The following is a 12,912-nucleotide window of genomic DNA, read 5'->3' as shown; positions in this document are numbered from 1 at the left end:
CTTTGAACAAATCTTCCGGAATCGGCTTGGCAAAAGCTCCTACCTGTACGCGATACACCAAACCGGTTGGCGCCTTCACTCCTACCGGAATCGCTTTTTTGATCACATTCGGTTGAACGGCTGTTTCCTTCTTAATCTCAAATCCATCGGCAACCTGTGGAGCAAGAACTTCGGAAATCGTTGTGGAAAGTGATTCTTTCGGCTGAATTCCCCGTGTCAATACATTTTTCCAGGCTTCTTTATTCCCTTCAACCTTGTTCAAAGCCAGATCCAATGCCGTTTCTTTCGAAACAATTTCCTGGTTTTTAGCACTCAATTCCTTGCTTAAACGCTCAATCTCCGTCTGAATCGCAGCTTTCTCTGCCGGGTTTTCCCTTTTAACATAGGCATTTCGTTGCTCTTCCAATTTCGTCTTGGTCTGATTCACCGCTTCTTTCAAACGATTGATTGCCTGCTGTTGTTCACGCAGTTTCGGGTATGTTTTGTCGGAAGCAATGCGTTGTTCTTCCTCCACGGAAACCGTTTTCGCTAAAGCCGGATCGTTGATCTGGTCGTAGGTTTTTTCTTTTGAAAGAACTTCCAGGCGCTGATCTATTTTAGCAATGGCTTCTTCCAGAACCTTCTTCTGATTTTTCAACTCGGAAGTTTGTTTCGGATCAAGGGTTGTTTTTTGCAGAACCGCTTCAATTTCCCCGATCTCAATCGAAAAACGTCTGCGTTGCTCTTTCAATGCATTTTCGGTTTGAACAACCTGTTTGGTTTCTTCAAAAACAGTTTGTCCGTCCAGATACTGACTCGCAGCTTCTAAAAGCGTCAGATCACTTGTTTTTTCCAAAAGCGGATCAGCCGCATGGACTGTTTCAGAAGTCCGGTTTAAAACAACTTCTTTGATCGGATCATTCCCCGGAATCTGTTCCAATGCTTGTTTTTTCTCCCTGGTTGCATCGTTCAACTGAACCAATTCTTGTTGCTGAATCGCTTGATTGATTTGTTTTTGTGCTTCCTGGTTCGAAGTCAGTTTCTTTTCAATTTCCGTTTTCTCCTTATTCGAAGCAGTTGTCAATTGGTTTTTTAACACCTGCTCTTCCTCCTTCAATTTAACCAGGTCCTTTTCCGGCTTGTTGGAATCCGTCGTTTTAACGGCAATCAATTCATTCAGGTCAATTTCGATCACACCTTTTCGCTGTTTGATCTCTGCCAATTGCTTTTCCAAAGCCCGAATGTTCGTTTCATTGCTTGTTTCCGAACGCTTTTCTTCATCCAGTTTCGATTCAATACTTTCCGCCAATTCGTTCAACAATTTCAACTGCTTTTCAGCCTCTTCTTTCGTTGCCGCTTTTTTGCGCATGGCAAATTCATACTCGTTGCCCAAAACTGTTTCCAAACTCGCTACCTCATTCTTGACAACTGAAACAGGTTCTTTACCCGCCGAAGCTTTCAATTCTTCTTCCGTTTCTTTCGATTGCTGCAACAAGTCATTCAACACCTGGTTTTCGGCAGTTTTTTCAGCTGAAAACGTCTTTTCCAAACTCCTGGTATTTGCCTGAATCTGTTTCTCAAGCGCAGTCTGAAGTTTCTTTTCCTCCGATAATTTGGCCTGCGCTGCCTCCTTACTCAGATTTTGGATTTCATCCGTGCTTAAAGTCTGATAAGTCGGTAATACTTCCTGACGAAGCTGTTCGTCTTTCAATCTTGCCTTTACCTGGGAAACAAGCGTTTGTTTCTGCTCATCCAGTTTCGCTTCATGAACTGCTTCCAGCTGATTCAAATCCGCTAATTTCTTCATCGCGATGGAATCTGCAGGAGTTTTAGCCAGAACTTTCTTTGTTTTTTCCTGCTGCTCACGAATGGAAACAAGCATTTTCGTTTCTTCTTCCAGCAATAATTTCGTCTTCTCCTCCGGATTCGAAGTCCCGGATTCAATTTTTGCAATGGTTTCGGGATAAGTCGGTCGGATTTCTTTCACCCAATCGGTTCCCTCCGCGTTTTTCGGATTGGTTTCCACCACCGTATTCCGTGCTTTGATTTCTTCGTTTCTTGAGGCAATATTTTCTTCAAACTGTTGTTTCAAATCCTGAAGCACTTCTTTTCGTTTCGTGCTCAACGCATCTGTTTTCGAAGCAAGTGTCTGCAATTCCTCGTCAATAGCACGGATCGTTTTTTCTTCCAGCTGATTCAAAGCCTTCAACTCTCCCACACCGTTTTTATCTCCGATTGCTTTTTTCTCTTCTTCGTAATTGGGCGCAAGCTGGTTCAATTCTTTTTCAATCGTAACAGCAGCCAGTTCGTCGTGTTGTTTCGACTGAAGTTCATCCAGCTGATCCTGGCGTTCTTTCACCACCGCCTCTTTTTGTTTCTTCAACGCAGTCAAAGCCTCTTTTTTATCCTGCATTTTCTGGTTCAGCGGGTCTTTTGTCAAAACCTCGTATACGTTGTCGATCTCCGAATCAATCTGATCCAGTAATGTTTCATCAACCTGGTTCTGCGCTTTCAGCTTCTCTTCCGGATCCGGATTACTTCCTGCCCTTTTTAATTGCTCTTCGTAATCCGGCATCAGCGCTGTCAACTCTTTTTCAGCAGTTGTCGATGTGTTTTTAGGAAGAACCGACTCGGAAAGAATTGTCTCCTTGTTCCTGCTATTCTCCGCCTTTAAATTCAGAACCTGCTCTTTCTGGGTCAGCAATTTCTGATCATTCGGATTTTTCGCCAATCCTTCCTCGACTTTTGCCAATTCCTGCGTCAGTTTTTTGTCCAGCTGCTCGTTATTTTTCACTTTCAGAGCTACTTTCTCTTCGTGAGTCAAATCCGCCTGCTGATCAACAGCCTGTTGAGCCAACTCATAGTTTTTCGCGTATTCATCTACCCGCTCTTTCGATTCCTGAGCCAGAATGTCGTTCGTACGTGCAGTGACATGCGAAGTGTCGATCGTTTTCACCTGCTGTTTCACATACGATTCGAGCGATTTCACATTATTCGAATGAATGGCTTCTACTTTCGCATCAGCTTCCGCTTTCGTTACTTTCCGGTTCTCATCCGTATTTTGCAGGTTGTTGATGAAGGTAATCTGTTTCGTATTACCCATTTCCTTTTTGTGTAAGTCTTCTACTTTTCCTTCCAAACGGGTTGTCTCTTCTGAAACCAGTTTTTTCTCCGCTTCTTTGGAATCTATTTTAGATTGAATCGCCGGTTGATCTTTTGCTTTGGCTACAGCTAAATCAGACTTCAGGGTTTTCAATTCCTGGTCCAGTTTCTGATCGTTTTCCTTATACGCATTCAACTGTTTTTTCAACTGTTCCGTTTGTTTCCCCAACCCATCGTTTTGAGCTAAAAGATTATCCACCGGATGCGTTTCCTTTTCATTTTCGATTTCTTTCACCAAATCAGCTTTGGCAATTACGGCTTCCTTGAGTTGATCGTATTTTTCATCGACCACTGCTTTCCGCACTTCTTCCTTCAATTCCGAAATGGCTTTCAACTGTTCTTTTTCCTTCGGGATCAATTTTGAAATACTATCCGAAAAAGCATCAATCCGCAAAATTTCTTCTTTCAACTCAATAATGCGTTCCACCTTGTCGCTGGCAGCAAGCAAAATATCATTCTTTTCTGTTTTGGTTTCGGCAGCGTTTGCTTTCGCCACATCTTTCTTAATCTCGGCCTGGAGTTTTTCAACCTCCGTTGCTTTGTCAACAATGGCAATCAACGAACCGTTTTCCAAACGTTCCAATCCATCTACTTTCTGTCCCTGTTTCTGCTGAATGGATTCAAATTTCGAAATGATCTCCTGGTTTGAAGCATTTTCCAGCCCGATATCCGCCAGTACTTTTTTGTTTTCTTTTTGAGCATCCAATGCATTGATGTCAAAACTTCCGGCATTGACATTCAATTCGGCTCTTCCGCGAATCACTTCCGCCAAAATTCCCTGGGCATCTTCCACGTCTTCAGAAAACAAATCAACCACACGGACCACCTCTTCATTATTCAGTTTTTCTTCCTGGATTTTTTGCTTCAACGGTTTAAACACTTTCAAAAAAGGAATTGTGACCTCCGCTTTGTGAACGGTCGTACTTCCTTCAACGGTCATTTCATAGGTGTACTTTCCTCCTTTCGGGAAAGTAATCAGGTAACTTCCCAGTTCGTTGGATTTGAAAACCCCGATTTCATTTCCGGAAACCACATCTGTTACTTTAATGCTGAGTTTCTTATTTTCCGGATTGATTGACGACTTGAACTCTCCTTTTACAATTGCTAATTGAAGCGGAACGCGGTCAACACGAACTTTATACACGTGAATTTTCCCGTTTTCACTTTGCCGCGACGATGCGAAATAAGCATTCTGTTCCAACGAATCGACCACATAGAACAAGTCATTGTCAGGAGAAGAAATGGCAAAATCCATATTCTCCGGTTCACCGAACGAGTTTGTTTCGGGTTCAAACCTGGAACGAAACACATCAAATCCCCCCATGGAATTATGTCCTTTCGAACAGAAATACAAATATTCTCCATTCGGACTCAAATACGGGAAATCTTCGTCATACTTCGTATTCACTTTTCCGGCAACCAAAACTGGAAGTCCCCATTTCCCATCCGGAAGTCTTTTCCGGCAATAAATATCTTTGCTTCCCTTATCAGATTCTCCGTAAGAAGAATAATAAATGGTTTGCGCATTATCCGGAAAATGAATCAAAGGAGTGTGATTGCGTTTCTTATCAACCTTGGATTGATAATCGGTTGTAATCAGAATAACTCCGCCGATGTGAGACAAATTGTATAACCGGAAAAACGAACCGTATTCAATCTGCTTTTTCTCCAGAACTACCAGATCAGAGATCGTTGTGAGCAGTTTTTTTCCGTTCTGGCACATTTCAATCTGCCGTTCAACTTCAAAACCGGGATTCGGTTTTCCGCCACTTTTTTGAATATAAACATGGTAGTTTTTGATGGCTTCGTTGAACTGAAAATTCAAATGGTAAGCTTTCCCCAAATAGAAATACGCTTCCGGGTTAATGGCAGGATCTGTAATACTATAGTTCAGGTATTTGAAAGCATCCAGTTTCTTATTTGAATTGAAAAGCAAACAAGTTCCGTATTTGTAGTTGTAATCTGTTGATCGCGGATTCAACGCAATGAGATGCAGATAAAGCGGAGTTGCTTCGACAAAATGTTCTGAAAGGAAGAGTTTATCGGCTTTTACTTTTACATCTGCTTCGGTTTCTTGCGCAAAAGACAGTTGAGCTGTTTGAATAAACAGAAATAGCAGTAACCAAGCATTTACTCTTTTAAATGACTTCAAGCTCAACTGATTGTTTTAGAGGCAATACGTTTATTTCTTAAAAAGGTTCATTTTACTTTCCGTTCCATCCAATAATCGTTTGATATTTTTACGATGGGCGAAAATGACAATGAACGCAAGCAAAGAACCAAAGATAGGCAAAGCGTATGTATTAATTGGAAATAACCACAAACAACAGGAGAAAACAACTGCTGCACTGATCGAACCTAAAGACACGTATTGTGTTGAAATAAAGACTATTAAAAAAACAATCAGGCAGATCGCCGCTGCCAAAGGCTGTAAACCGACGATCACTCCCAAAGAAGTTGCAACTCCCTTTCCTCCCTTAAATCCGGCAAAAACCGGAAACACATGTCCCAAAACCGCCATGAAAGAAGCAACCAGTTGAATGTGCGTTAAATGTGCAGAAGAAAAAGGAAGCGGCAGTACAAAATATGGTAACAGTACTGCCATCATTCCCTTTAAAATATCAATCGTTAGTACGACTCTACCCGCTTTTTTTCCAAGAACCCGGAACGTATTTGTTGCTCCCGCATTTTTACTTCCGTGCTCCCGAACATCTAAATCATATTTCGCACGACCTACCCAAACTGCTGTTGGTATTGATCCTAAAAAATATGCAGGTATAGCCCATAAAAAATCAGTCCAGTTCATTATTCAAAAATAGCATTTAGTTTGCCTAAATACACGCTATTTGTAGAGATTTGATACAAGAAATTTTTCGTTTTACGTTTATCTTCTTTGATCGCATTAATCGCATTTGACAAATCCGAATCGCTCGTAATAATATTCAGCGTTCCGTCTCGCTTCATCATCGAATAATCGAACAAATAATCCGGTCCGCCAGGAACCTGCATCATCATCGTAAAATGGTCACCGTTAGAAGAATAGATCTGCTCGAATGCCGAACGGAATACCACTTGTCTCATCACCGGTTTTCCATAGAAGTTCACAATTGCAGCACCTTCCAGGCTCGACATCAATCCGCGAACATCTTTCGATACAGGAATATTTTTCAAATGAACACCCGTAATTACGATGGATTTTTCCATCTCATCCGGTAAACGTTTGATCTTTTTATCTTCAGAAAGGGTGTAATCGGACTTGATTTTGTCTGCCGTTTTACGATCTCCCCAGGTCAACAACGCTTGTTCGATGTTCGTTGTTTCAAACGAAAGCGGTTTGGATTCTTTGTAATCCACGATTCTCTGCCCCACACTTTCCCAAACTCCTCTATCCATCGGCAAATTCAATTTCAAGGTCGCGTTCACGTCCGTTTGCCCGTTTTGCTGGTTGTATGTTACGGTTCCGACAGCATCCACTGTTACATCTCCGTAATCCATTCCCATGTTGATTTTTCCTTCGCCGTTCATCGAACAACTTTCCGTATGCAATGCGATAAAGTTCCCCGGTTCGTTGCGGTTCAGCAATTTCTCTTTCGGTCCGATCTGGAATTCCTTCGCGGAGAAATCATACTGCAGTACTCCGGTTGCCGTAATGAAAATCGGGTCGTTCGGATCTTCCAGAGAAGACAAGAATGTCGGATACAAACGGATGGAATCTTTCTGACGGGAATCTCTCCAAACAATCCCCGCAGCGATTGCTTGTCCGTCCAATGTTTTCATGTTCGGTGTAACCGGAATCTGAATGTTTTTCGGATCAATTTCTGCCGCAAACGACATCCAGCTCTTCGCAAACTTCTCACAGTTGTGATTAATTCTTGTTGCTCCGGTAAAGCTGATCAGCGGGTTTGCCGCTTTAATCTTCATTCCTCCGTAGTAATCGAAATACTTATTCAGTTTGAATCCTGCCTCGCTCTTCACTGTTCCGTTTGCAACAGTTTGGTAAGATGAATCCACCCCGATTTTGTCCATGTGAATCAATGTTTTCACAGAATCCGCATCGTAATAAGGGTAATCTCCTTCTGAACTGTATTTTCTTCTTGCGGAAATGTTTGTTTTCGCATTCAGGAAAGTATGGTATTTCGTTACGTAATTGGCTACGATCTTCGAATTCAACAATGGATCCATTGCCGCGTTTTTACGAATCGTGACTTTCGCACTATCCGGGTAAATACGCGCATCTGCTACGTCGATAAATTTCGTGTCCGAACAATAAAGCACTTTGCTTCTCATCGTAAATTTCACTTTTGGCGCTCTGAATGCCAAAGAGTCCTGATCCGGATGTGTTGAGAACATATTCGGTTGTGCCAAATCCAGGTCTGTGTTGATGTTGATATCTCCCGAACCGGTTCCTTTTTTAGACAGTTCCATTTCGTCCTGATCCATCAACCAGGTAAATAAATCCACTTTACAAGCATATTTAATCACCGGGAAGTATTTCATTTCTTCCCCGTCATTGGATTTAAAATCTCCTTTTCTGTCTTTGAACGAAATGTGCGCATTGACATTATTGGAAGAGAACGCCAGCGGGCTTTCACCTTCTTCCGGCGCAGGGTTTTTGAGGTTGAATACTGAAGTATCTGCGTTAATGTCATAACGCTTGAATTTGAAAGCATCAGACCCTAAATTTGCTTTTTGCATCGACATGATTCCGTAACCCGTCATTCCTGTCGGTTGAATAATCGCCGTTCCTTTCATTTTTGCTTCTCCTCCGAAGAACGTCAACTCGTTTTCCAAAGTGGAAGAAGCTTTCAATACATTTTGTTTCGGAACGTATGTAATAAAGGCATCCGGAGATTTTACATCCGGAAACTGAACGCCTGCTTCTATCGGTTTGTTTTCAAACTTCGCATAGCCCAAAGTAGAATCCGGTAAGAAGGTGAACGCTTTGGAATCAGAAGTTGAGTGAATGAAATTGATCACCCCTGCTCCCTGCAAACCATTGTTTGACAAAACAATTTTGTTTTTATACATGGCTTTTGTACCATAGAAAACGTGTCCTTCAGCCGGAGCAACTGTACTGAAACCAAGAGAATAATCCGCCATGATTTTCAAATCTTCCTTGATCACCGGGAAAATACCGGCCGAAACCAATTCTCCTTTCAAACGGAATGATTTCTCGTTGAAATTGTCCAGACTATCCATTTCGAATGGCGCACAGGTATAATAGAATCTTGCTGAATCGTAAGCCCCCTTAAACAAATCGTATTGGTTGTAATACACTTTCGAAGGTTTCACAGATTTCAGAATCGGGTATTTCGTAATGTCTTTTTTCATTCCCGCTCTGTTTGTCGGATCATCGACGATAATTTCACCTGAAATTCCGTTTAGCGGAGAACCCAAAGCAATGGATTTGTTTCCATCCGCTTGGGAAAGCGGTTTTACACGAAAATAACTCTTATCTGTTTTCGTCAGATTGATTTTGTTCGCGTCATAATTGTAGCTCGCTTCCAGGGTATGCACTTCAAATTTCCCGGCAGAAGCCCAACCTGTAAATTTGAAATCGCGGTTGCGACTGATCTGTACTTTTGCATTATCCGGTAAAACGAAAGAAGCCTGAGCATCTGAAATCGTTACGCGGTCAACAGCTTCCAGGGAAATATCCATTGAACTCAAGCTCATTTTTCCAAAATTCGGCATCATTCTGCGCTGAATGGCTGAAAGTGAATCCTGTTTTGCAATTTTTTGAAGTGCCGGGTTATCTTTCAACTGTTCCGGAGCATATTTCGGTTTCGGGCGCATATCCGAAACAAAGATCAGGTTGTCATAATCTCTTTTTCCGGCTCTTGCTTCAATAAACACCTTGGTTTTTTGGTTCACCTTCACGATTTTATTTTCCGTATCGTAACTGATGAATCCGTATGAAGCTAAATCCAATAATTGCGTTTTCACCTGATCTACCGTTTTTCCAAGAGCCGTCGCTGCTTTTCCTTCCGTGAGGGTGAATTCGTCGAACTTGTAACAGTAATTATACAGTGCCGCCAAAGGATGAACTTGTTCCATTCCCTGCAAGCGGTCATACAAACGCCCGTCATAGAAATTCATTGATTCAAAACGCGCAATCCGCTGTTCCTGACTCGTTCCGAATTCATAAGTAAAGACCAAGTCTGTTCCAGTTCTGCTCCAGATTACTTTTTGCACGTACCATTCCAATTGATGGTATGAATCCGTGAACGGAGATTGCAAAACACCTGATTTTCCTCTTGTAAGTTCTACCATATTCGAATCTTTCGAATAAGTAAATCCAACTCCGGGATGTGTAATCGAATCTTTTTCTCCGACATAAAGCGATGTTTGTGTAACGTTTGAAACAATTCTGGTAGGTGCAATTGCAATGTATTGTGATTTCGCCACCAGGAATTTTTTACCGTTTTTTTTGATCGTCAACTGAGCCATTTCAGTCGCATTCCCGATTCCGATAACACTTGCTCCCTGCAAAGAAAAACCTCCCACATAATCCATTTCAGGAAGAATGTCCCCGATCGCAAGTTTCCGTTCAAAAGAGATAAATTGCGGATAATTGCGGTCTGCCTCACGAATAATGCGGAATGCACGTTCGTTCAACGTTCCTTTAATCTGTTTCCCTTTAAAGAATGGGCTTGTCAAAGAAACAGTATCTGCTTTCAGGAAGTTGGATTTCATAGAAGCGTCGTAATTTCCTAATTCGGCAAAGGTTTCATTTTCTTTCAGTCCCACTTTCACCCAGTTTACTTTTCCTCCTTTTCCGATCCATTTTTTCAACACCGGGTCATACGTTCCATTCGTATTGTAAACAACCAATGAATCCAGGAAACGCGGTTCATCTCTTTTTGCTCCTTTATTGGGAAATCCGCAAACCAGACGACCATTTGTAAATTTAATGATCGGTTTATCCGTGAATTCGAATACATAAGAACCGTAGAAATACCATTCTTCATTGGAAGAATTGGCAAGCATTCCTTTGGAGAAAAAGCCTGCGGAAAGCTCAATGAAATCTTTGAACTTGTTCACGTTTTTTGCATCCAAAAGCTTATCTACCGAACTATGCCACGCAGCAAAAGAAGATTCCGGCTGTTTGTTTTTCACAAACGAATAAACGGAGAAAATATAGTTATAAATCTCGGGATAGACTTTTAATCGCTTACTTTCCATGAGATTACACGTTGCAACCATCTGTGTGAAATACTTATCCGGAAAGTCCGTTGATTTCAATAAGGCTACCGAAAATTCATCTTTGAGAAAGTCTTTTTGATCTTTGTCCAGATAATCATTGGTTAATGAACTGATCGCTTTCACGAATTTCTCCCGGTTGTCCGGGTAAGATTGTGAAAAGAGCTGTGTAACACTCAAAATCGCGACTAAAACGAATCCCCATTTTTTCATATTTCTACTTTTTGAAGTTTCATGGATGCCCATGTTTCTTTATCTCTTGTTTCTACCAGTTCGAAGCCGGCATTTTTAGCAACCTGTTCCAATTCGGCAACATCCGAAGTGAAAAATCCACTCAGATATAATAATCCCCCATCCGAACAAAGCTTTGCGTAATCAGGCATGTGTCTTTTCAAAACATTCTTGTTGATGTTAGCAAGGATCACGCCGAAATTTCCTTCCTGAATGGAATCAATGTCTCCTAAAAGACCTCTGATCTTTGAACAGGAGTTGCGGGCTGCATTTTCAAGCGTATTTTCCACCGACCATGATTCAATGTCTACGGCTAAAATATCCTTTGCTCCTTTTTTCTCGGCTAAAATGGCCAAAACACCTGTTCCTGTTCCCATATCCAATACCCTTTCAGGAAGTAAGTGTAAGTCGAGCAGGAATTGTGACATGAGGTAGGTTGTTTGGTGATGTCCGGTTCCGAAAGACATTTGCGGTTGAATCACGATCAATTCGCGATCCGGGAAATCTGCTGCCTCGTGAAACGGCGCGATAATTGCCAAACGGGAGTCAACCAAAACAGGTTCGAAAGATGCTTCCCAGGTGGCATTCCAGTTTTGATGCGGAATTTCGGAAAGATGCCAGCTCACGTCAATTTCAGCATTGTCATGAATGCATGTTTCTTTCAAAATGGATGAAACATCGCCAATTTGAACAGGAGCATATGCCTGAATTCCGGTTTCGGTGTCAACAAAGCTTTCAAAGCCTAATTCTGCCAGCTCCGCAACCAAAATATCAGCCCAGGGGGCTCTTGGTTTAATATCAATCGTTAATTCAAAATAGTCCATGTTTCCTCAGCTACTAAAACAGAAAAATCGGAAGCTTTCAATGCTGCTCCTCCAATTAAACCTCCATCCACATTTTCGCAGGCAAATAACGACTGAGCATTACCCGGGTTACAACTTCCACCGTATAAAATCGGAGTATTGTCTGCAATTTCTTTTCCATATTTCTCTTCAACCCAGGAACGGATTGCAGCGTGCATTTCTTCAGCCTGTTCGGTAGTAGCCGTTTTTCCGGTTCCAATCGCCCAGATCGGCTCGTAAGCCAGAACAATCTGTTTGAAATCCCCGTCCGAAAGGTGAAACACGCTTTCCTCCAATTGATTCTTTACATACTCCAAAAAAGCTCCGTTTTCGCGAATCTCCAACGATTCTCCGCAACAAAAGAATGGCTTGATTCCATGAGCAATTGCTACGTCCAGTTTTTCTTTCAGCAAAGCATTGTTTTCGTTGAAATATTCTCTTCGCTCGGAATGACCAATCAAAACAGCATTGATTCCGGCTTCTTTCAATTGCCACATGCTGACTTCTCCTGTGTAGGCTCCGCTATCTTTCGGATAGCCGTTCTGAGCTCCTACTTTCACATGTGTTGAAAGCGATTTGCAATCACTGACATACAACATCGGCGGGAAAATGTATACTTCAATTCCGGAACCGATCTGCATGTTATTTACTTCTTTACACAATTCCTTTGCCTGTTCCTGAGACAAATTCATTTTCCAATTTCCTGCTACAATTTTAGCGCGCATCTTATTTTGCCAATAAATTAGTTTGAATCCAATTAAACTCCGGCAACGAATTACCGGTATATTTTCCTTTCACACGACCGTATTTCAGTACTACAAGTGCCGGATTTGAGCGTGCAACTGCTTTTAACTCCACTCCGTCATTGATGAAGAACGGAATATGCAGGTTGTGTTTCTTTTTGAAAGCTGCAATTTCTTCGTCTCCCGATCCGACAATGAATACAAACGGAATGTTTGCTTTTTTCGCTTTCGCTGCAATTATTTTCAATTCTCCCAAATGTTTCAGGTTAAACTCTTGCAGACTTTTGGAGAAAACAATGATCACTTCCGGTGCTTTGAACAAGAAGTCGCGGATACTTACGTCTGTTAAATCCGGATTCTCCACTTCGATCGTATCCAGAACCGTGTAGGCATCTTTCGGATACGATTCCACATTGTATTCGATTTCAGGAATCTCTGTCTTTTCTTTTGTGACATTATCGACCAAACGAAGCCCCGGCACTTTTGTGTGTTTCAATTGATTTTTCACCACATCCAGCTGAAGTTCGTCTTCTGTCAACGATTTGATCGCTCTGGAAGGATTGAACTGTGCCGAATCAATAGACGGAAGCCGCATGGGTTTGATTTCCTTGTTGATCATTTCCAGGTATTTCCACTCTTTGGTTTTCTCCCAAATTTTGGAATTCATGAATTCCTTACTGGAACCGTCGTATTCTTTTTTCTCTCCGGTTTGCAGGTTTTTATAGACCAACATGCTTTGATATTTTCCGGGG

General features: G+C 41.8%; 6 protein-coding genes. All 6 read right to left on the bottom strand.

The genetic code is table 11. The features are described from left to right. A partial coding sequence (locus Q1V93_RS01400) for a hypothetical protein (protein WP_300660451.1) occupies positions 1 to 5,293 on the bottom strand: 5,293 nt, incomplete at its 3' end. Positions 5,294 to 5,323: 30 nt separating this feature from the next. Continuing rightward, positions 5,324 to 5,947: a glycerol-3-phosphate 1-O-acyltransferase PlsY gene (plsY, locus tag Q1V93_RS01395; protein WP_300660448.1), complete on the bottom strand. Its 624-nt coding sequence runs from the start codon at positions 5,945 to 5,947 to the stop codon at positions 5,324 to 5,326. Continuing rightward, positions 5,947 to 10,557 carry a hypothetical protein gene (locus tag Q1V93_RS01390; RefSeq protein ID WP_300660445.1) on the bottom strand — a complete coding sequence of 1,537 codons (4,611 nt, stop codon included), beginning with the start codon at positions 10,555 to 10,557 and terminating at the stop codon, positions 5,947 to 5,949. Before Q1V93_RS01390 ends, plsY begins: the two co-directional genes overlap by 1 nt. Then, a complete protein-coding gene (gene prmA, locus Q1V93_RS01385) occupies positions 10,554 to 11,399 on the bottom strand; it encodes a 50S ribosomal protein L11 methyltransferase (RefSeq protein ID WP_300660442.1) in 846 nt (281 codons plus the stop codon). The genes Q1V93_RS01390 and prmA overlap by 4 nt, the downstream gene beginning before the upstream one ends. Then, positions 11,381 to 12,142 carry a triose-phosphate isomerase gene (tpiA, locus tag Q1V93_RS01380; protein WP_300660439.1) on the bottom strand — a complete coding sequence of 254 codons (762 nt, stop codon included), beginning with the start codon at positions 12,140 to 12,142 and terminating at the stop codon, positions 11,381 to 11,383. The genes prmA and tpiA overlap by 19 nt, the downstream gene beginning before the upstream one ends. A 1-nt stretch (position 12,143) precedes the next feature. Next, positions 12,144 to 12,912: hypothetical protein (locus tag Q1V93_RS01375; protein WP_367183767.1), on the bottom strand; the 769-nt coding region annotated here is incomplete at its 5' end.

The organism is Fluviicola sp., assembly GCF_030151805.1.
In the GTDB taxonomy this organism is placed as follows: Bacteria; Bacteroidota; Bacteroidia; order Flavobacteriales_D; family Crocinitomicaceae; genus Fluviicola.
Note: the sequence above shows the minus strand (reverse complement) of the source record. Positions and strands in the feature narration are given on the sequence as shown.

What these genes read in the sequence shown, in the direction of transcription:
- plsY (WP_300660448.1), bottom strand. Translation starts at nt 5,947, where the DNA reads ATGAACTGGACTGATTTTTTATGGGCTATACCTGCATATTTTTTAGGA.
- Q1V93_RS01390 (WP_300660445.1), bottom strand. Translation starts at nt 10,557, where the DNA reads ATGAAAAAATGGGGATTCGTTTTAGTCGCGATTTTGAGTGTTACACAG.
- prmA (WP_300660442.1), bottom strand. Translation starts at nt 11,399, where the DNA reads ATGGACTATTTTGAATTAACGATTGATATTAAACCAAGAGCCCCCTGG.
- tpiA (WP_300660439.1), bottom strand. Translation starts at nt 12,142, where the DNA reads ATGCGCGCTAAAATTGTAGCAGGAAATTGGAAAATGAATTTGTCTCAG.